We start from the raw sequence: 20,446 nt of genomic DNA, 5'->3' as shown, positions 1-20,446 counted from the left end.
GTCCGGCGGCGGCCAGCCGACGGATGTCCGCCGTCACCCCGAAGCCGGAGCGGCCGAGCAGCCGGGCCAGGTCCGCCGGGGTTCTTCGGCCGTCGGCGTGGTCGAGCAGTTCGCGTCGGCGTCGGCCGGGTGGGCGGTGCGAGGGGCGCCGGCCGTGCTCGACCGGACGCACCGGCGCGGTGTCGAGCTGCGGCCAGGGCCAGATCCGGTCGAGGAGTTGGTGGCGGCGCTCGACTTCGCGGCCGAGCCGCGCCGGGTCGACCAGCGCCACGGGGCCGAGCCAGTGCCGGGCGTCGGGCTCGAACCGCCAGGTGCCGCCCGCCCGGTCGGCGAGGACGAAGTAGGAGGCGTCGAACAGCGTGCCCAGGTGGCCGAGTTCGAGTTCGCCGCGGGTGAGCAGCTGCCGTTCGACCAGTACCTCGCCGACCCGCCGCTGCGGACCATGGCGGTGCAGCAGCTCGGCCCAGTCCCCGGGGGTGATCCGGCCGCAGCCGGTGAGCAGGTCGGCCAGCCCGGGTGCGCGCGGGGACTCGGCGGCGGCCACCTGACCGTCGACCAGGTAGACGTTGCCGAGCGGACCACACAGGGCGCCGGTGGCCCGGCGGGCGGCGAGCAGGGCGACGGCCTCGCCCGGGGTCCTGGGCGGGGCGGACCCGGCCCGGTCGGTCGGTTCCGCCAGCGGCGGTGCGGCGGTCACGCGGGCCACCGCCGGGTGGCCACGGTGATCGACGTGGCCACGGTGGTCGGGGTGGCCGAGGCGGTTGAGGTGGCCACGGTGATCGGGGCGGCCGAGGCGGTCACGGCCGTCGGGGCGGCGTGGTCGGCTGGCCGGAATGCGGCGGTCGGTGCGGGCCTCGCGCTCACCCCAGCACCAGCTCCTCGGCGAGGGCCTGGAGACGGAAGCGGGCGACGGCGAGGTTGCCCGACTCCCGGTCCAGCCAGAGGTGCAGGACGAGCCGGCTGTCGAAGACGGTGTCGATGAAGCGGATCAGGTGGTAGCTGCGGCCCGCGGTGACGATGATGTCCTCCAGCGGGGAACGCCGGTCCTCCGCCACGGTGAAGGTCTGACTCTCAACTGCCGCGCGCACCAGGTCGGTTGCCTCGGCGGCCGCGGTCTCGTGCTCGCCGACCGGGCTGTCCCCGAGGCTGCCGAGGGCAAGTCCGCTGCTCCAGTCGACCAGGCTCGCCGAGCGGGCTCCGGCGATCGCCATCGCTCCGGAGAGGCATTCGTCGATACCCGGCACACCGGCTCCTTCGAGGGGGGTCTGGGTGGCCGGGCGCAGCGCGACTCCGGCCGGGTCGCCACCAGCAGTGGCAGGTTCGACACGGAAGGCTACTGCCGGATTCCATATGACGAACATTCCAATGGCATATTCACACCAGATGCGGCGAGTTCAAGCCAAGGTATGAGGGAGCGTCAGATCTATCCGACGAGCAAACCCGCTGGCCGGTCGGGCGTCGCGGCGTATCGCTCATCGGCCACCTGGTACGGGACCTTGGCCGATACCGGATCGCAGCCGCGGGTTTCGAGGGCCGAAGTGCGATAAGAGGGCCCACTGGTCGGCGACCGGACGTCGGCGACCGGGCATGGGCAGCCAGGCGCACGGACGGGCGGGGGAGCCAGGACGGTCAGGACGGCCAGGACGATCAAGCGCGCATGACGAAGGGGCCCGTTCCGTTGGACGGAACGGGCCCCTTCGGGTGGAGCGCCAGGCCCGGATCGCACGGACTCTTCCTACTGAAAGTAGGACGTGCTCTGGTAGCACCGCTGACGCATGTTCGAGAAGTCTTCGTTTCGGAAGATCATTTCCCCTCGACAAGAAGAACAGTAGCAGGTCATCACGCCTGGTCAGAAATCCGCTCAGGTGGCCGGGGACGGGCCGGCCGCTCGGCCCGGGGCAGAAGGGCGGGCGGCTCAGGCCTGGCCGACGGCCTCGGCGAGCAGCCGGTAGGAGTCCAGCAGCGCGGTGCGGTCGTAGCTGCTGGTCGCGACCAGGAACTCGTCCGCGCCGCTGCGCGCCACCAGGGCGGCAAGCTCGGCGACCGCATGCTCCGGAGTCCCCGCGATGTGGCCCTTGAGCGACTGCTCGAACGCGGCCCGCTCGCGCTCGCTCATCGCCCGCGCCCGGATCTCGGCGGCCGGGGCCAGCGGCGGGAACTCCCCATGGGTGCGGGAGTACGCGCCGGCCCAGGCCTCCGGGACGAGCAGCTCGCGCGCCCGCTCCTCGGTGTCGGCCACCGCGACCGTGCCCGAGACCACCACATACGGCTCGGCGGCCTGGGCGGAGGGGCGGAAGCGGCTGCGGTAGGCGTCGATCGCGGCGAGCATCCGGTCCTCCCCGCGCGCGGCGGCGATCACCAGCGGCAGCCCGGCCTCGGCGGCCAGGTCTGCGCCCGCGCCGGTGGCCAGGACGAAGGCCGGCACGTGCAGGCCCTCGGCCGGGCGGGCGTGGACGTCCCGGTATACCTGCTGCGAGCCGTCGAAGTAGCCGAGCAGTTCCCTCAGCTGGCCGCCGAAGTCGTCCGCGGCGTCCTTCTCCCGACCGAGCGCCCGCCGGACGCCGTCGGTGAAGCCCACCGAGCGGCCGAGACCCATGTCGATCCGCCCCGGGAACAGTGCCGCCAGCACCCCGAACTGCTCCGCCACCACCATCGGCTGGTGGTTGGGCAGCATCACCCCGCCGGTGCCGACCCGGATCCGACTGGTGGCCGCCGCGACCGCCGCGGCGAGCACCGTCGGCGCCGATCCGGCCACCCCGGGCACGCCGTGGTGCTCGGAGACCCAGAACCGGTGGTAGCCCAGCCGCTCGACCTCGCGGGCGAAGGCCACCGTGTTCCGCAGCGCCTGCGCCGGCTCCTCGCCCTGTCTGGTCCGGGAGCGGTCGAGGACGGAGAGCCTGGTCGCGGGCGTAGCGCTGGTCACGTGGGTGGACAACAGCCGCCCGCCGGGTGGGCATTCCCCGGGCCTGCGCCCAAGGGTGCCGCCGTCACCGCCCGTCGGACCCCGGCCCGGCCTCGGCCCCCGCGCCCGCCCGCGGTATTCGGCCCGGGCGTACGACCGCCGTCCTACGACGGCCCCAGGGCTTGTACACCGACAGGATGACGTTGAACAGGTAGAGCGAGAGCGCGACCGCCGGGACGATCACCGTGTTGTAGCGGACGAAGCCGAGGTCCGCCACCGGTATCGGGCCGGTCGGGTGGGCGTCCGCGACGCGGGCCGCGTCGTGCAGCCGGTCGGTGAGGGCGAAGACCGAGGCGGCCATCGCTCCGAGCGTCAGCCAGAACTTGGTGCTCACCCAGTAGTACCGGAACAGGCCCCAGGACGTGCCGAGCCCCAGCGCCACCCCGCTCAGCAGGGTGAGCAGGCTCAGCGGCAGGATGAGCGGATCGCCGAGCAGGCCCATCGCCCGGTAGGCAGTTCTCAGCCGGTCGGCGTCGTCGGTGGTCAGCGCCGTCACCGCCAGGGTGAGCAGGCAGAGCATCAGCGCCAGCCAGCTCACCGAGACGACGACGTGCAACACCACCAGTCGCTTGCGCGCCCCCGGCGACAGGCGGCGGCCGGCGGACCGCCGCCCCGCGCCGGGGGACGGGACGGCTCCGGGGGACGGGCGCACGGGCACCTCCTTCGAGTCGGGTCACGAGGACGCGCCCAGACTCCCCCGCCCGCCTCTCATCGGGCATCTGACGGTGGAGGTAACTTCGGCTACTCCCGGCCGAGTACGCGCCCGGGAGCAGCCGTGGCCGACCGACTCCCCTGGGAGTACGCCCAACCCCCCCAACAGGTCCGCCGGTCCGCCGGTCCGCCGGTCAACCAGTCCACCAGTCCGTCAGTCCGTCACCGCGAAACCCTGGGCCGCGCCCAGCCGGTGCAGCGAGTCCGATCCGGGGATGCCGTCCGCGGCCCCCGCCGTGTAGCCGCACCGCCGCTGCCAGCCCGCGTACGCCGTGACCGTGAGGGTGCCGTAGGAGCCGTCCACCCAGCGCTGTTCGAGCAACCCCTCGTCCGCCAGGGCCTGTTCGACGATCGCCACCTCGGCCCCGTACGTCCGGTGCCCCTGATCGGCGCCCGGGTCGCTGTGCGCCGCCGCGACGACGTGGGCGAGCGAGACGGTACGCGGCCCGGGCAGGTAGCCGAGCAGCCGACGCAGCGAGCCCTCGCCCGGCACGCCGTCCGCGGCCTGCCCGGAGTAGCCGAGGCTCGCCTGGTAGTCGGCGTAGTTCTCGGTGTCGGCGTCCGTCCAGTCCGGTCCGGGCCCGGAGTGGTAGTGGCTGCCGAAGCCGGCCGTGACCAGCGCCCGTCCGACCGCGGTGACCTGGTAGCCGTGGGCGCCGTAGCCGTACGCCAGGCCGTTGATGGTGGCCTGGTAGCGGGCCGGGGTGGGGTCGGCGGGCGGCACCGGGTGCTGCTGGGAGGGCGGGGTCGGCGAGCCGGGGCCGACGGTGAAGGCGGGCCAGGAGCCGGGGTCGACGTGGTCGTTGAAGGGCACGTGGGCGTGGGCGTACCAGCCGCCGACGGTCTCCCAGACCCGCTCGTCGCGGTGCTCGGAGAAGTCGGTCGGCCGCCCCATCGGCCACAGGTCGGGCACGCCCCAGGTGGAGATCCAGGCGTGGATCCGGTCCCAGCCCGCGCAGGGGGTGTCGACCAGCCGCGGGTAGACCGTGCCCTGGTGGCGGCAGTAGGGGAAGAAGACCGCCTCGATCTGGATCACCACCAGCCCGGCCCGGTTGGTGCGGGTGGGGCTCTGGGTGGGGCTGAGCAGGCTCTTGGAGCGGGAGTCGGCGGGGAACAGCTGGGTGGCGCGGCCGGTGAACGGGTCCCAGACCAGGTGCGGGGCGTCGCCGGCGCCGGGGCCGGTGAAGTACCCGACCAGGTCCTCGTAGGAGCACCAGTCCTGCGGTGCGGCGGCGGTGGCGTTGCGGTCCCAGGTGATGTGGGCGATGGCCTTCGGCGGGTACTGGTGGTCGGTCGGTGCGTGGTCGCCGAGGTCGTGGATCTCGGCACCGGGCAGCCACAGCTCGGGCATGATGGCTCCTCCGAACGGCGTAGTGGCGTCGTTGCCGGTATCGGCAGGTCCGCGTCGGGGATTGACCCCGACGGCGGGATTGGCGGCGTTGAACCTCCGGCGCCCGCACGGCCGTTCGGATCATCGAGGGGAGTTCGTCCTGGCGTGCGAGCCGGGGGCCCGCGGCGCGCGCCGCCGGCTCCGTACTGCGTCCTGCCCGGAAATGGACCCGGGGAAGCCCGGGAGGCCCCGGAAGCCGCCGGGAGGGGGCGCATTCCACCTCGCCGCAGCCGCCCTGTCAATCGTTGACTCGGGCAGTGGTCTAGTCCACGGTGGTGAGCTCGTAGCCCTCACATCGCCATTGCCGCAACGATTCTGACGAACCGACGGAGAACCAGCGCCATGCAGAGAGTCTGCCTCGCCCTGCCCACCATGCGTCCCTGCCCCGAGACCATCGCGGAACTCGCCGAGGAGGCGGCCTACGCCGTCGCGAACTTCGGGGTCGAGGTCCACCTCCTCGTCCTCGACACCACCGACGCCGCCGGGTTCGCGGAGAACGCGCGCGCCGTGGCCGCCCTGGCCCCCACTGCCGGCGTGGTCGTCCACCACCTCGGCGAGGACCGGCAGCGGCACTTCCTGCGCCGGGTCACCGAGGGCTCCGGCGCCGCCGACCCCGACCTGCTGCTCGACCTGATGCTCCCCCGGGCCGTCGCGTACGGCTCCTGCGTCAACCGGCTCTTCCTGGGCGCGGCCGCCCTGGGCTGCACCTCGGCGCACCTGCGCAACGACGACGCCGACTTCCAGGTCGTCGACGGCCGGAAGATCTTCCCGATCCACCACGAGCTGCTCTCGATCGGCCGACCGGCCGGCGAGGCGGTGGCCGGCGTGTCCCGCTCCGAACTCGACGCGGCCGACGCGGACAAGCCGGTGATGCTGGTCAGCGGCTCCTTCATCGGCGAACTCAACGTGGACATCGGCGAGATCCACGAGCTGGACCCGGCCGTCTACCGCGACCTGGTGCGCCTGTGGACCCCGCCGGTGTGGTCCGAGGAGGAGCGGGACGCGATGGTGGACGTCTCCTTCAAGGGCGCCGGCTCCGAGCCGTTCAGCACCGACGAGTCCGTCCTCGGCGTGCCCGACATCTGGGACGTCTACATGTGCAACATCGCCCTGGACCACCGGGCCTACGAGGTGCTGCCGCTGCTGCCCTCGATCGAGACCATCGGCAGTGACTACGCCCTGCTGCACGCCTTGGTCCACTCCCGGCTGCCGGGCGTCGTCCACAACCGCCACATCGTCAACTACTACACGCCCGAACGCCGCATCGGCGCCGGCTTCATCAACTACCAGATGCGGTTCGTCAAGTTCCTGCTCTCGATGCTGTACCTGTACCCGGTCTACGGCGGGATGATCGACCTCGGCCGCGGGATGCTGGACGAGCGGCACGCGCTGAAGGCCGAACCGATCCTCGACCTGGTGCGGGGCAGCGTCGACTGGGACCGCACCGGGAACGTGCACTGCCTGGACGTCCTGGACCGCTCCTACCGCAAGCTGGGCGGCAAGTACGCCGAACTCGCGGACGTGGTCGCCGGGCGGCGCCAGCAGCTCCTGGACGAGGCCCAGCAGGACGCCGAGCGCTGGGCTGTGCTGGTGGAGGCCTGGGGGGCACTGGTGGCCGCCGCCCGCGCACAGGGGCTGGACACCGGCGCCCCGGGCCCGGACGCCGACGCGGAGGTACCGGCCCGGTGAGCGAGGACCTCCGGATCCGACGACTGGCCGACGACGACTGGGACGCCGTGGTCGCGCTGGAACACGACGCCTACGCGGCCGACGGCCTGTCCGAGGGTCGGGAGGCGCTGCAGTCCCGGGCCCGCAGCTCGCCGGGCACCTGCTTCGTGCTGGAGCAGCGCGGCGTCGTCCGCGGCTACCTGCTCAGCCTGCCCTACCCGCCGCTGCGCTGCCCGGACCTCACCCGGCCCGAGGAGACCGCGTACGCCTCCACCAACCTCCACGTGCACGACCTGGTGATCGCCGAGGACTTGCGCGGCCGGGACGTCGCACTGGACATCATGCGGCACTTCCGGGCGCAGGCCGAGGAGTCGGGCTTCGAGCGGATCTCGATGGTCGCGGTACGCGGTGCGGACATCCTGCTGCGGCTGCTCGGCTACCGGGCCCACCGGGAGGTGGCCGTCCCGGACTGCTACGGGCGCCGCGCGGTCTACATGTCGACACCCGTGCGCTGACCCGCTGCCGAGGGGCGAGGACCACCCCCTCGACCGAGGCTGCCGGCCCCGCGTCCCGCACGCGGGGGCCGGGCGGCGAGGACCACCCCCGTACGCCCAGGCAGCCGCGAGGTGCCCGGCGCGTCCGGGGGTGGTTGCAGTTCAGTCTCCGTTCAGTCCGGTAGGGGTGTGTCGTGGCCGATGGTCCGGGAGCCTGGTGGCAACGGCTCATGCGGCGGGGGGAGTTGCCATGGGGGACGGCCAGGAGCTGGTACCGGGCGTGGTGGGGGCGCTGGTCCGGCTGGCTCGGGGCGCGACGGGCGCGACGGGCGGGTCGGGGCAGGCGGTGGCCGAGGTGGTGCGGGCCCGGCTGCGGCTGATGCCGGAGGGGGCGCGGGCCCTGGCGGCGGTCGAGGGCGGCCCGGACGATCCGCGGGCGCACGCCGCGCTGACCTCGGCCGTCGGCCAACTGCTGGCCACCGACCGGGGGTTCGCCCAGTACCTGGCCACCACCGTGCTCGGCACGCCGACCGATCCGAGCACCGTCCAACTGCGGACGAACCCGGAGGCCGACCCGCGCACCGTCCAGTTGCGGACCGGTCCGGAGGCGGACCCCCGGACCGTCCACCTGCGCACCGACCCGGAGGCCGATCCACGCACCGTCCAGCTGCGGACCGGCCCGGAGTCCGGCCCGAGCACCGTCCAGCTCCGGGTGGATCCGGCGGCCGCCGGCGCCCAGGCCCTGGCCGCCCGACGCGGCAACGTCGCGATCATCGTCGCGCTGGCCCTGGTCCTGATCGCCGCGCTGGTCGCGCTGGGCATCAACCTCGGCTCGCGCCCGCTGCTGCGCCCCACCGGGCCCGACTTCGCGCACGCCGCGCGGACCATCCGCGACCCCGCGCAGGTGCGGGGCGTGCTGCCGGACGTGGCGGCGATGCCGGGCGGCTGGCAGGTGGAGAGCGGGCCGCGCTCCGGGGCCGACAGCGGGCCGGACGCGCCGCGCCTGCTCCCGGACGCCTGCGACCAGCAACTCGCCTACGCCACCGTGACGTTCCGTGCCGTTCCGGTCCAGACCGTGCGGTTCACCGTGGTCACCTTCGCCTCCGCCGAGGCGGCCGGCCGGGCCTTCGGCAGCAGCCTCGACCCGGCGGACGGCGAGGGCGCCGCCGCCACGGTGACCATCCCGTCGATCGGCGACCAGAGCGCCGCCCGCACCCACGGCTCGTCGCAGGCGGAGGCAGTGGTCCGGGTCGGCTCGACCCTGCTGTCCGTACAGGACGACGGGCCCGGCGCGGCCGCCACCACGCCCGCCCTGGTCCTGTTCGCCCGGCTGCTCGCCGAGCGCGCCCGGCAGGCCGAAGACGGCCACGCCCCGGACGCGGTCTTCCACTCCGGCGTCTGAGCCGCCGCGATCCCGCCACGCCCCGCAGGCCCCACCGGCCCGCGGGGCGTTCCCGTTGCCCCGGCACCCCGGCCGCACCTCCCGTCCCCGTCGCCCGAATGCATGTATCGCTCTCTTGACTGGCGTCACGAGCGCGCCATACTGGCTTCACTCCCGCTCGCACGACGAGGTGCCCGCCCATGGAGCTCTCCCCCTCGGCGCACGTGGACACGTTCTGCCGAGACCATCTGCCGCCCTTCGACCAGTGGCCCGAACTCCTCTTCGAACTACCGGAGTTGGCCTACCCCGACCGCCTGAACTGCGCGGCGGCCCTGCTCGACGACACCATCACCCGCCTCGGACCCGACCGCCGCTGCCTGCTCACCACCACCGAGCGGTGGAGCTACGGCGAACTGCGCGACCACGCCGACCGGATCGCCCGGCTGCTCACCGAGGAGCTGGGCCTGGCCACCGGCAACCGCGTCCTGCTGCGCGGCCCCAACACGCCCTGGCTGGCCGCCTGTTGGCTCGGCGTCCTGAAGGCCGGCGGAGTGGTGGTCACCACCATGCCGCTGCTGCGCGCGGGCGAGCTGACCGGACTGGCCCGGATCGCCCGCCCCACCCTCGCCCTGTGCGACCACCGCTTCCTCGCCGAACTCGACCGGGCCGACACCCCCGGCCTGCGCGTCCTGGCCTTCGGCGGCCCCGGCCCCGAGGACCTCACCGCCCGCTGCGCCGCCCATCGCCCCGGCTTCACCGCCGTACCGACCGCCGCCGACGACGTCGCCCTGATCGCCTTCACCTCCGGCACCACCGGCCGCCCCAAGGCCACCCTGCACTTCCACCGCGACGTGCTGGCCAACGCCGACACCTTCTCCCGCCACCTGCTCCGCCCCACGCCCGAGGACCTCTTCACCGGCACCCCGCCGCTCGGCTTCACCTTCGGCCTCGGTGGGCTGCTGGTCTTCCCGCTGCGGGCCGGCGCCGCCAGCCTGCTGCTGGAGCAGACCACCCCCGAACAGCTCGCCGAGCTGGTCCGACGGCACGGCGTGAGCGTGCTGTTCACCGCGCCGACCGCCTACCGGGCGATCCTCGCCGCCGGGCTGGCCGACCGGCTGGCGGGCGTGCGGCACTGCGTGTCGGCGGGCGAGCCGCTGCCCGCCGCCGTCTGGGCGGCCTTCCACGCCGCCACCGGCCGCCGCCTGATCGACGGCATCGGCGCCACCGAGCTGCTGCACGTGTTCATCTCGGCCGCCGAGGACGACATCCGGCCCGGCTCCACCGGCCGCCCCGTCCCCGGCTACCAAGCGGCGATACTCGACGGGCAGGGCGCCCCGGTACCGGACGGCGAACCCGGGCTGCTCGCCGTCAAGGGCCCGACCGGCTGCCGCTACCTGGACGACGAACGCCAGCGCGACTACGTCCGCAACGGCTGGAACCTCACCGGCGACACCTACCTCCGCGACCAGGACGGCTACTTCTGGTACCAGGCCCGCAACGACGACATGATCGTCTCGGCCGGCTACAACATCTCCGGCCCCGAGGTGGAACAGGCGCTCGCCGCCCACCCGGCGGTGGCCGACTGCGCCGTGGTGGCCGCCCCGGACGAGCGGCGCGGCACGGTGGTCAAGGCGTACGTGGTGCTGGCCGGGGGCGCCTCGGCCGGTGCGGAGACCGTCAAGGAGCTCCAGGAGCACGTCAAGCGCACCATCGCGCCGTACAAGTACCCACGCGCCGTCGAGTTCGTCACCGAGCTGCCGCGCACCGCCACCGGCAAGCTGCTGCGCGCCGAACTCCGAAGGAGGGCCGCCCTGGAACCGCGACCGAACCCCGCCAGTGTCACCATCGAGCGCCGGGTCGAGTGGTCGGACACCGACGCCGCCGGGCACTACCACTTCTCCGCCGTGCAGCGCTGGGCGGAGGCGGCGGAGGCGGCGCTGCTGCGCCGGCTCGGGCTGGCCGAGCTGTTCGGGCGGATCCCCCGGGTGCACTTCGAGGCGGACTACCGCGAGCGGCTCTGGTTCGGGGACGTCGTCCGCACCGAGCTGCGGGTGGTCCGGGTCGGCGGCTCCTCGCTGCACTACGCCTTCGAGGTGCACGGGCCGCAGGGCCTGGCCGCCAGCGGCCGGATGTCGGTGGTGCACGCCGCCCCGCGCACCAAGGGCGCCGAGCCCTGGCCCGAGCCGGTCCGCCGGGCGCTCAGCGAGGCCGGGCCACAGCAGGCGGAGGTAGTCGCATGACAGCCGGGCCCCGACACCCGACGGCCGAGCCCCGACGCACGACGGACGGTCCACCGCACACGACCGACGGTGCACGACGCACGAAGGACGGTCCACCGCACACGACGGCCGTCTCACCCCGCACGACGGCCGGTCCACCGCACACGGCCGCGGCGGCCCGCCGGATCGCCGTCATCGGCGCCGGCCCGGGCGGGCTCTACTTCGCCGCCCTGGCCAAGCGGTTGGCCCCCGAGCGCGAGATCACCGTGTTCGAACGCGACGGCCGGGACGACGAGTTCGGCTTCGGCGTGGTCTTCTCGGACGAGACCCTCGACGGCATCGCCCAGGCCGACCCCAAGGTCTTCGCCGCGATCAGCGCCGAGTTCGCCCGCTGGAGCGACATCGACATCCGCTACGCGGGCCAGGTCCGCACCAGCGGCGGGCACGGCTTCGCCGCCCTGGACCGCAACCGGCTGCGCGCCGTCCTCCAACAACGCTGCGCCGAACTGGCGGTGGACGTGCGCTACCGCACGCCCGCCCCGCCGGTCGACCGGCTCGCCGCCGAATACGACCTGGTGGTGGCCGCCGACGGCATCCACTCGGCCACCCGGGCCGCCCACCCCAAGGCCTTCCGCACCGAGCTGGACGAGCGGCACTGCCGCTACATCTGGCTCGCCACCGACCGGGTCTTCGAGGCCTTCACCTTCATCGTCGAGGAGTTCGACTTCGGCGCCCTCCAGGTGCACGCCTACCCGTACAGCGCCACCCGCTCGACCTTCATCGTCGAGATCGCCGAGGACGCCTGGCGCCGCGCGGGCTTCGAGGACCTCGCCGCACGGGAGTCGGCGCGCGGCGAGAGCGACACCGCGAGCGTTGCACGCTGCGCGGAGCTGCTCGCCGGGCACCTGGACGGCCACCGGCTGATCCCCAACGCCTCCCGCTGGATCCGCTTCACCACCGTACGGAACGCCAGTTGGCGCCACCGCAACACCGTCCTGCTCGGCGACGCCGCGCACTCCGCGCACTTCTCGATCGGCTCGGGCACCAAGCTGGCCCTGGAGGACGCCCTCGCCCTGGCCGCCTCCCTCTCCGAACAGCCCACCCTGGACGCGGCGTTGGCCGCCTACGAGGCCGAGCGGCGGCCGGTGGTGGAGTCCACCCAGCGTGCCGCGCAGGCCAGCCTGGAGTGGTTCGAGACGGTCGGCCGCCGCACCGGGCAGGACGTCGACCGGTTCGCCTTCAACCTGCTCACCCGCAGCCGCCGGGTCACCTACGGCAATCTGCGCGCCCGGGACCCGGACTTCACCGCCGCCGTGGACACCGCCACCGGCGGCCCGCCCGGGGCGCCGCCGATGTTCCGGCCGCTGAAGCTGGGCACGCTGGAGCTGCGCAACCGGATCGTCGTCCCCCCGCTGGCCACCTTCACCTCCCCCGACGCGCTGCCCAGCGCCTTCGACCGGGCCCAGCTGACCGCCCACGCGCTCGGCGGCGCCGGGCTGGTGATCGCCGGGATGACGGCGGTCAGCTCCGAGGGCCGGACCACCGACCGCTGCCCCGGGCTGTGGACCGACCGCCAGCAGGCCGCCTGGGCCGAACTCCTCTCCTCGGTACGAGCGGTGAGCGACACCCCGGTCGGCGTCCAGCTCACCCATGCCGGGCGCCGGGGCGCCACCACCGCGCCCGGACCGGACGGCATCGGCCGCCCGCTCGCCGAGGGCTGGCCGCTGCTCGCCCCCTCACCGATCCCCTGGGACGCCGACAGTCCGACCCCGCACGAGGCCAACGACATCCAACTGGCGGCCGTCACCGCCGACTTCGCCGCCTCCGCCGAGCGCGCCGCCCGGGCCGGGTTCGACGTGCTGGAGCTGCAGTTCGGCCATGGACACCTGCTCTCCGCCTTCCTCTCCCCGCTCACCAACCGCCGCACCGACCGCTACGGCGGCCCGCTCGCCCACCGGCTGCGGCTGCCGGTCGAGGTGCTGGCCGCCGTGCGCGCCGTCTGGCCGGCCGGGCGGCCGCTGCTGGTGCGGATCTCGGCCGCCGACTGGGCGCCCGGCGGCACCACCGAGGCCGAGGCGGTGGCGATCTGCCGGGCACTGGCCGACGCCGGGGCGGACGCGGTGGACGTCTCCACCGGCGAGGTGGTCGCGCACCAGCGGCCGCCGTACGGGCGCGGCTACCAGACGCCCCTCGCCGAGCTGGTGCGCACCGCCACCGGCCTGCCGACCGTCGCGGTGGGCGCGATCTCCGGCCACGACGACGCCAACTCCGTCCTGCTGGCCGGCCGCGCCGACCTGGTCGCGATCGGCCGGGCCCACCTGCACGACCCCTTCTGGACTCTGCACGCCGCCGCCGACCAGGGCTACACCGGCCCCGGCGCGCCCTGGCCGCAGCCCTGGCTGGCCGGACGCCGCAAGCCGCCGGGGCCGGGCGCCGACAAGGTCTCCCCGCGCCTGCACCTGCTGCGCGAGGCCGCCCCGCCCGTCCACCGCCGCTGGCTGCCGAAGCACCCCGAACCGGCCGGACAGGCCGGACGCGCCGAACAGGCCGGACACCCCGGACGCACCGGTAACACCGGACACACCGACCCGACTCCGGCCGAGGAGTGAGAAGACGCATGGACCTGCCCCGCTTCACCGCCGCCGCCGTCCAGGCCGCCCCGGTCTACCTGGACCCGGCCGCCACCGTGGACAAGGCCGTCGCCCTGATCCAGGAGGCGGCCGGGCACGGCGCCGAACTGGTGGTCTTCCCCGAGGTGTTCGTGCCCGGCTACCCGTACTGGAACTGGACGATGACGCCCGTCCAGGGCTCGCCCTGGTACGAACGGCTGTACCGCGCCGCCGTGGACGTCCCCGGGCCGTACGTCGACACCCTGCGCGCCGCCGCCCGACAGGCCGGGGTGGTGCTGGTGATCGGCGTCAACGAGCGCGGCCGGCACAGCCTCGGGGTGTTGTACAACACCCTGCTGATCATCGACTCGGACGGAGAACTCCTCGGCTTGCACCGCAAGTTGGTGCCGACCTGGGCCGAGAAGCTGACCTGGACCCAGGGCGACGGCAGCTCGCTGAAGGTGCACCGCACGGCCGTCGGCCCGCTCGGCGCGCTGGCCTGCGGCGAGAACACCAACACCCTGGCCCGCTTCACCCTGCTGGCCCAGGGCGAACTCGTCCACGCCGCCGGCTACATCGCCCTGCCGGTGGCCCCCGAGGACTACGACATGGCGGAGGCGATCGCGCTGCGCGCCGCCGCCCACTGCTTCGAGGGCAAGCTGTTCACCGTGGTCTCCTGCTCGACCATCTCCCCCGAGATGGTGGACCTGATCGCCGGCGAGGACCAGCAGGTGCGCAAGCAACTCGCCCGCCCCCGCAACGCGCTGTCCGGGATCTTCGGCCCGGACGGGCGGGCGGTCACCGAACCGCTGGTGGACGAGGAGGGCATCGTCTACGCCGAGATCGACCTCGGCCGCTGCATCCAGCCCAAACAGATGCACGACATCGTCGGCCACTACAACCGCTTCGACGTCTTCCGGCTGCACGTGGACGACCGCCCGCTGCGGCCCCTGGTACACCCCCACGACGAGACCTGACCAAGGAGGAGGCATGACCGACCAAGGCAGCTACGACGACGACCGGATCGGCCGGGCCCGCGTCCAGGACAGCCCCGAACTACACGCCTACTACGATGAGTTGACCAAGCACGAGGCCGGCGCCCTGTGGACGGTGGCGAACGAGATCGAACCCTGGTACCCCCAGCCGAAGTCCGTCCCGGTGCTCTGGCGCTATGCCGACCTGCGCCCGCTGGTCCGCAAGGCCCTGCCGCTGGTGCAGGCCGACGACGCGGGCCGCCGGGTGGTGATGCTGGTCAACCCCGGCCGGCGCGAACTCAGCGCCGCCGTCGGCCTGTTGTACACCGGCCTGCAGATCATGGGCCCCGGCGAGGCGATGACCGCCCACCGCCACCAGGCCTCCGCCCTGCGCTTCGTCCACGAGGGCACCGGTGCCTGGACGATCGTCGACGGGCAGAAGCTCAGGGTCGGCCCGCGCGACTTCGCGATCACCCCCAACAGCACCTGGCACGAGCACGGCAACGAGGCCGAGGACCACCCGGTGATCTGGCAGGACGGCCTGGACATCCCGCTGGTCAACACCCTCGACGCCAACTTCTACGAAGTCCACCCCGACCTCTACCAGCGACCCGGCCCGGTGGCGAACTCCTCGCTGCTCAGCTACGGCGGCAACCTGCTCCCGTACGGCGTCGAGAAGTGGACCCGCCCGTACTCGCCGCTGCTCGGCTGGCCCTGGGAACCCAGCTACCACGCGCTGTGCCGGCTGGCCCGCGCCACCGAAGGATCGCCCTACGACGGCGTGATCATGGAGTACACCAACCCGGTCACCGGCGGCTCGGTGATGCCCACCATGGCCGCCCACCTACAGCTGCTCCGCCCCGGCCAGGCCACCCGCGCCCACCGGCACACCGGCTCGGTGGTCTACACCGCCGCCAAGGGGCGTGGCGTCTCGGTGATCGCCGGGCAGCGCTTCGAGTGGCAGCAGGGCGACATCTTCGTCGTCCCGTCCTGGGCCTGGCACGAGCACGCGAACCTCGACCAGAGCGAGGACGCCTGCCTGTTCTCCTTCAACGACTTCCCGGTGATGCACTCGCTCGGCCTCTACCGCGAGGAGGCCCACCCGGACCACGACGGGCACCAGCCCACCACCCCGTAACAGGAGTTCACCACCATGCAGCTGCTGACCTACCGCGCCGACGGCGACGACACCCCGCGCCTGGGCGCCCGGATCGGCACCGACCGGATCGCCGACCTGACCGCCCTGGCCGCCACAGCCGGGGCCGAACTCCCCAGCAACCTGCTGGAGTTGATCCGGGCCGGGGCACCCGCCCTGGCCACCGCCCGCGAACTGCTCGGCACCGCGCAGGACACCCGGCCGCTCGCCGAGGTCTCGCTGTGCGCCCCGCTGCGCCCCGGCAAGATCGTCGGCGTCGGCCTCAACTACGTGGAGCACGTGGCCGAGTCGCACCGCAGCCTGGAGACCGAACGCGAACTCCCGGACCGTCCGGTGCTGTTCGGCAAACCCGCCACCGCCGTCACCGGCCCCGGGCAGCCGATCCTGCACAACGCCGACCTCACCAAGCAGCTCGACTGGGAGTGCGAACTCGCCGTGGTGATCGGCGAACCCGCCCGCCGGGTGAGCGAACAGGACGCCTGGCGGCACGTGTTCGGCTACAGCATCGTCAACGACATCAGCGCCCGCGATCAGCGCCGCTCCGGCCAGTGGTTCTTCTCCAAGGGCCAGGACAGCTACGCGCCGTTCGGTCCGGTGGTGGTCACCGCCGACGAGATCCCCGACCCCCAGCGCCTCGACCTCTCGCTGCGGGTCAACGGCGAACTGCGGCAGGACTCCAACACCCGCCACATGCTGTTCGGCATCGCCCGGCTGATCGCCGACATCTCGGCCGGCATGACCCTGGAGCCCGGGGACGTGATCGCCACCGGCTCCCCCTCCGGGGTGGGCGCCGGGATGGTCCCGCCGCAGTTCCTGCAACCCGGAGACCTGGTCGAGGCCACCATCGAACGGATCGGCACCCTCGCCAACCCCGTGATCGACGCCCGCTGAAGGGAGCACCGAACCCATGCCGACGTACCGGATCGGCCAGATCGTCCCCAGCTCCAACGTCACCATGGAGACCGAAGTCCCCGCCCTACTGCGGGCCCGCGAGGCGATCGCCCCCGAACGGTTCACCTTCCACTCCAGCCGGATGCGGATGACCAGGGTCACCCCCGAGCAACTGCGCGCCATGGACGGCGAGTCCGACCGCTGCGCCACCGAGCTCTCGGACGCCCGGGTCGACGTGATCGGCTACGCGTGCCTGGTCGCGGTGATGGCCACCGGCCCCGGCTACCACCGCGAGGCCGAGCAGCGGCTGCACCGCCGCACCGTCGAGAACGGCGCGCCCGCGCCCGTGGTCACCAGCGCCGGCGCCCTGGCCGCCGGGCTGCACACGCTCGGCGCGAAGAAGGTCGCGATGGTCACCCCGTATCCGCGCCCGCTGGCCCGGACGGTCGTCGACTACCTCGCCCAGGAGGGCATCGAGGTGCTCGACCACGCCGCCCTGGAGATCACCGACAACCTGGAGGTGGCCGCCCACGACCCGGCCCGGCTGCCCGCGATCGCCAAGGGCCTCGCGCACGCCGGGGCGGACGCCGTGGTGCTCTCCGCCTGTGTGCAGATGCCCTCGCTGTCCGCCGTCGAGGAGGCCGAGCAGCAGCTCGGCAAGCCGGTGGTCTCGGCCGCGATCTGCACGGCCCACCAACTGCTGCGGGCGCTCGGCCTGCCCGCCGTCGCCCCCGGCGCCGGGCACCTGCTCTCCGGGGCGTACCGCTGAGGGCACCCGCCGCTGAGGGCACCCGCCGCCGTCGGCGCCCACCACGGAGGACGCCCACCACGGCGGGCACCCACCACGGAGGACGCCCAGCACCGAGGCCGTTATGATCACCACCAGCCGTCGGGGAGGAGGGCCCAGGCATGCCGGAGAGCACGCAGAGCAGCACCCGGCCCAGCTCCCTGATCAACACCGTCTACGGCGAGTTCGTCCGCCGCCTCGGCGGCTGGATATCGATCGCCGACCTGATCGCGCTGATGGCCGAGCTGGACGTCGACGGCCCGGCCGTCCGCTCGGCGATCTCCCGGCTGAAGAAGGCCGGCACCCTCCTCCAGGAGCGCCGCGCGGCCACCGGTTACCGGCTGGCGCCCGCGATGGGCCCGGTGTTCGACGAGGGCGACCGCCGGATCTTCCACAGCCTGGAGCCCGCCGAACTCGCCGACGGCTGGGTGGTGGCGGTCTTCTCGGTGCCCGAGTCCGAACGCGCCCACCGCCACCAGCTGCGCTCCCGGCTCAGCTGGCTCGGCTTCGGCAACGCCGCCCCCGGCGTCTGGCTGGCCCCCGCCCGGCTGCTGCCGGACGCCCGCCGGCTACTGGAGCGTCTGGGCCTGAGCGCCTACGTCCACCTCTTCCTCTCCGCCGAGTACGCGGGCTTCGCCGAACTCCGTACGGCGGTGGCGAGTTGGTGGGACCTCCCGGCGATCGAGGCGCAGTACGCGGCCTTCACCGACGCCTGGCGGCCGGTCGCCGAGGAGTCGCGCGGGCGGGCCGGAAGCGATCCGGCCGAGGCCTTCCGGGTGTACGTGCCGATGCTCACCCAGTGGCGCAGGCTGCCGTACCTCGACCCCGGGCTGCCCGAGCCGCTGCTGCCCGCCGACTGGAACGCCCGCCCGGCCCGCGCCGTGTTCACCGAGCTGCACGGGCGGCTCGCCGAACCGAGCCTGCGGTACGTCGAGAAGGTGACCGGACTGTCCCACCCCGCCGGAGCGCCCCACCCCCAGGAGCTGCCATGACCACCCCCGCCGACCTGCTGATCCGCGCCGGCGCCGTGCACACCCTCGTCCCGGGCGAGCCGCCGCAGCGGGCGGTCGCCGTCACCGGCGGCCGGATCACCGCCCTGTCCGCCGCACCGGACGGCCTGGACGCCCTGGTCGGGCCGGGCACCGAGGTGGTGGACGACCCGGCGGCGACGGTGCTGCCCGCCTTCGACGACACCCACACCCATCTGATCCTGGCCGGGCACAGCGTCCACGGCGTCCCGGTGCACCGGGCCCGGGACCTCGCCGGGTTCCTGGAGCTGATCCGCGAGCGCGCCGCCCGCACCCCGGCCGGGAAGTGGATCCTCACCACGGTCAACTGGCAGGAGGTGCTGCTCGCCGAGCAGCGGATGCCGACCACCGCGGAGCTGGACGGCGCCACCGCCGACCACCCGGTGCTGGTGCGCCGTGGCGCGTACAACATGGTGCTCAACTCGGCGGCGCTGCGGCTGGCCGGGATCGACGAGTCCACCGAGTCGCCGGACGGCGGGGTGATCGAGCGCGACGAGCGCGGGCGGCTGACCGGCCGGCTGATCAACCGGGCGACCGAGCTGGTCGAGCGGGTGCTGCCGCGCCCGACCCTCGCCGAGCGGATCGACGGGCTGCGCGCGGCCTCCGCCGACTACGCCGCCACCGGGATCGGCACCGTCCGGGACTGCCTCGTCCCGGTCGAGGACCTCGACGTGCTGGACGCGGCCCGGGCCGAGGGCGCGCTCGCCGTCCGGGTCCGGGCGCTGGTGTCCGGCTTCGCGGCCCGTACCCCCGAGCAGGTGGACGCCCTGCTGGACCGGATGGACGGCTGGCGCGCGGACGGCCGGGACGATGCGCGACTGCGCCTGTGGGGCGTCAAGTTCGGCATCGACGGCGGCTTCGAGGCGGGCGCCCTGGAACAGCCCTACCAGGGGCAGCCCTGCTACCACGGGCGGTTGCTCTGGGAGCCGGAGGAGTTGCTCGCCGCGGTGGAGCGGGTGGTCGGGCGGGGCTGGCGGGCCGGCGTGCACGCCTGGGGCGACCGCGGGCTGCGGGTGCTGCTGGACGTCTTCGAGCAGGTGCTGAAGCGCCGTCCGGGCCTGCCGCCGGGAACGCTGGTGGTCGAGCACGGCGGACTGGCCCGGCCCGACCAGCGGGCCCGGGCGATCGCGCTCGGCATCCCGGTGACGGTGCAGCACCCGCTGCTGCACGACGGTGCGCTCACCCAGCAGCGCGCCTGGGGCGAGGAGCGCACCGCCGCGCTGTTCCCGCTGCGCGAGTGGCTGGACGAGGGAGCACAGCTCTCGGCCGGCTCGGACTTCCCGGTCGGCCCGTACGGCGCGATGGTGTCGGTGTGGGGCATGACGACCCGCGGCACCACGGCCGGGGTGGTCGGCTCGGAGCACGCGATCGGACGGGCCGAGGCGATCGCGCTGCACACCGTGAACGCCGCCCGGCTGACCGGCGAGAGCGCCGAGCGCGGCAGCCTGCGGCCGGGGGCGCTCGGCGACCTCACGCTCTGGCCGGCCGACCCGCTGAGCTGCCCGACGGCGGCGCTGCGCGGGCTGCTGCCGACGCGTACGGTCGTCAACGGAGTGACCACCCACGCGAGTTGACGGTACGTCAGGCCGGGAGGAGTTCCCGCAGGTCGATGCTGCCGCGATGCAGGGCGCGCAGGTCCTCGTACAGGTCGGACGGCGGGACGACGAGCACGTCGCCGCGGGCGTGGTCGAGGCAGTGCCGGGCGACCGAGCCGCGCAGCAGTCGGCGCAGCCGGTCGCGCAGCGAGCCGTGCCGTCCGGCGCTGATCACCAGGAGGTCGCCGGGCCGGTCGGCCATGGCGGTCAGCACCGGCCCGGCCTCGCCGCGCATCACCAGCGGCTGCACGGGCAGGCCGATCGGCAGCCCGCCGAAGGCCTGTCCGAGCGCGCTCTCCAGCCGGGCCTCGGCGGCGTCCTGCCAGGCGCGCAGCAGCGGCGGGCAGGGCCGGGCGCGGTAGTTGCGCTCACCGCCGACCGGGGTCCAGGCGAGCACCGGGACGAGGACGGCCCGCCGGGCCCGAGCCTCCTCCGCCGCCCGGTGCAGGGCGGTAAGGCTGTGCAGTGAGCCGCTGACTCCGACGATGACGCGCGCGTCGCCCGACATGATCCTTCGCTTTCCGATGTGAAGCCCATCCAGTGTCTGTGATTATGCTGCCACATCGGCAGCGTGGCCTACA

General features: G+C 73.9%; 18 protein-coding genes and 1 pseudogene. 12 read left to right on the top strand and 7 right to left on the bottom strand.

The window, feature by feature from the left end:
- The 6 genes from BG452_RS05035 to BG452_RS05010 all read right to left on the bottom strand — a co-directional run.
- On the bottom strand, positions 1 to 697 hold a 697-nt coding region (locus BG452_RS05035), incomplete at its 3' end, for a hypothetical protein (protein WP_188302934.1).
- A complete protein-coding gene (locus BG452_RS05030) occupies positions 694 to 864 on the bottom strand; it encodes a hypothetical protein (protein WP_188302933.1) in 171 nt (56 codons plus the stop codon). The genes BG452_RS05030 and BG452_RS05035, both read right to left, overlap by 4 nt.
- Positions 861 to 1,244, bottom strand: a complete 384-nt coding sequence (locus BG452_RS05025; protein WP_188302932.1) for a hypothetical protein — start codon at positions 1,242 to 1,244, stop codon at positions 861 to 863. Before BG452_RS05025 ends, BG452_RS05030 begins: the two co-directional genes overlap by 4 nt.
- A gap of 671 nt (positions 1,245 to 1,915) precedes the next feature.
- The gene (locus BG452_RS05020) at positions 1,916 to 2,923 is read right to left on the bottom strand and encodes an LLM class flavin-dependent oxidoreductase (RefSeq protein WP_188302931.1); all 1,008 of its coding nucleotides are present in this window, start codon (positions 2,921 to 2,923) and stop codon (positions 1,916 to 1,918) included.
- A 64-nt stretch (positions 2,924 to 2,987) separates the two neighbouring features.
- Positions 2,988 to 3,614 (bottom strand): DUF2269 domain-containing protein, encoded by a 627-nt coding sequence (locus tag BG452_RS05015; RefSeq protein WP_188302930.1) that lies wholly within the window; start codon positions 3,612 to 3,614, stop codon positions 2,988 to 2,990.
- A 213-nt stretch (positions 3,615 to 3,827) separates the two neighbouring features.
- Positions 3,828 to 5,024: a peptidoglycan-binding protein gene (locus BG452_RS05010; RefSeq protein ID WP_188302929.1), complete on the bottom strand. Its 1,197-nt coding sequence runs from the start codon at positions 5,022 to 5,024 to the stop codon at positions 3,828 to 3,830.
- 381 nt (positions 5,025 to 5,405) lie between these two features.
- On the opposite strand from BG452_RS05010, the gene BG452_RS05005 reads away from it, so the two are divergent.
- From BG452_RS05005 to BG452_RS04955, 12 genes and pseudogenes are all read left to right on the top strand, one after another.
- Entirely contained in the window at positions 5,406 to 6,752 is a 1,347-nt protein-coding gene (locus tag BG452_RS05005; RefSeq protein WP_188302928.1) for a DUF6271 family protein, read from the top strand.
- On the top strand, positions 6,749 to 7,246 hold the full coding sequence (locus BG452_RS05000) for a GNAT family N-acetyltransferase (RefSeq protein WP_188302927.1): 498 nt from the start codon (positions 6,749 to 6,751) through the stop codon (positions 7,244 to 7,246). The genes BG452_RS05005 and BG452_RS05000 overlap by 4 nt, the downstream gene beginning before the upstream one ends.
- A gap of 229 nt (positions 7,247 to 7,475) precedes the next feature.
- Positions 7,476 to 8,627, top strand: a complete 1,152-nt coding sequence (locus tag BG452_RS04995) for a hypothetical protein (RefSeq protein ID WP_188302926.1) — start codon at positions 7,476 to 7,478, stop codon at positions 8,625 to 8,627.
- Between the two features lie 179 nt (positions 8,628 to 8,806).
- Positions 8,807 to 10,417, top strand: a pseudogene (locus BG452_RS04990) (AMP-binding protein); the annotation flags it as partial.
- A gap of 93 nt (positions 10,418 to 10,510) precedes the next feature.
- A complete protein-coding gene (locus tag BG452_RS45320; protein ID WP_411292879.1) occupies positions 10,511 to 10,846 on the top strand; it encodes an acyl-CoA thioesterase in 336 nt (111 codons plus the stop codon).
- Positions 10,843 to 13,434, top strand: coding sequence for an FAD-dependent monooxygenase (locus BG452_RS04985; protein WP_188302924.1), 2,592 nt, complete (start codon positions 10,843 to 10,845; stop codon positions 13,432 to 13,434). The genes BG452_RS45320 and BG452_RS04985 overlap by 4 nt, the downstream gene beginning before the upstream one ends.
- 8 nt (positions 13,435 to 13,442) lie before the next feature.
- The gene (locus tag BG452_RS04980) at positions 13,443 to 14,411 is read left to right on the top strand and encodes a carbon-nitrogen hydrolase family protein (RefSeq protein ID WP_188302923.1); all 969 of its coding nucleotides are present in this window, start codon (positions 13,443 to 13,445) and stop codon (positions 14,409 to 14,411) included.
- A gap of 13 nt (positions 14,412 to 14,424) precedes the next feature.
- On the top strand, positions 14,425 to 15,546 hold the full coding sequence (locus BG452_RS04975) for a cupin domain-containing protein (RefSeq protein ID WP_188302922.1): 1,122 nt from the start codon (positions 14,425 to 14,427) through the stop codon (positions 15,544 to 15,546).
- Between the two features lie 15 nt (positions 15,547 to 15,561).
- On the top strand, positions 15,562 to 16,455 hold the full coding sequence (locus BG452_RS04970; RefSeq protein ID WP_188302921.1) for a fumarylacetoacetate hydrolase family protein: 894 nt from the start codon (positions 15,562 to 15,564) through the stop codon (positions 16,453 to 16,455).
- Between the two features lie 16 nt (positions 16,456 to 16,471).
- On the top strand, positions 16,472 to 17,224 hold the full coding sequence (locus BG452_RS04965) for an Asp/Glu racemase (RefSeq protein ID WP_317620907.1): 753 nt from the start codon (positions 16,472 to 16,474) through the stop codon (positions 17,222 to 17,224).
- Positions 17,225 to 17,364: 140 nt separating this feature from the next.
- Positions 17,365 to 18,234, top strand: a complete 870-nt coding sequence (locus tag BG452_RS04960) for a PaaX family transcriptional regulator C-terminal domain-containing protein (protein WP_188302920.1) — start codon at positions 17,365 to 17,367, stop codon at positions 18,232 to 18,234.
- Positions 18,231 to 19,844 (top strand): amidohydrolase, encoded by a 1,614-nt coding sequence (locus BG452_RS04955; RefSeq protein WP_188302919.1) that lies wholly within the window; start codon positions 18,231 to 18,233, stop codon positions 19,842 to 19,844. Before BG452_RS04960 ends, BG452_RS04955 begins: the two co-directional genes overlap by 4 nt.
- Before the next feature lie 7 nt (positions 19,845 to 19,851).
- Here BG452_RS04955 and BG452_RS04950 read toward each other — a convergent pair whose 3' ends face one another.
- Positions 19,852 to 20,373 (bottom strand): universal stress protein, encoded by a 522-nt coding sequence (locus BG452_RS04950; RefSeq protein ID WP_188302918.1) that lies wholly within the window; start codon positions 20,371 to 20,373, stop codon positions 19,852 to 19,854.
- Positions 20,374 to 20,446 lie beyond the last annotated feature (73 nt).

It is taken from the genome of Streptomyces sp. CBMA123 (assembly GCF_014596465.1).
Taxonomy (GTDB): Bacteria; Actinomycetota; Actinomycetes; order Streptomycetales; family Streptomycetaceae; genus Kitasatospora.
The sequence above is the reverse complement of the archived record's forward strand: the minus strand, read 5'-3'. Positions and strand labels throughout refer to the sequence as shown.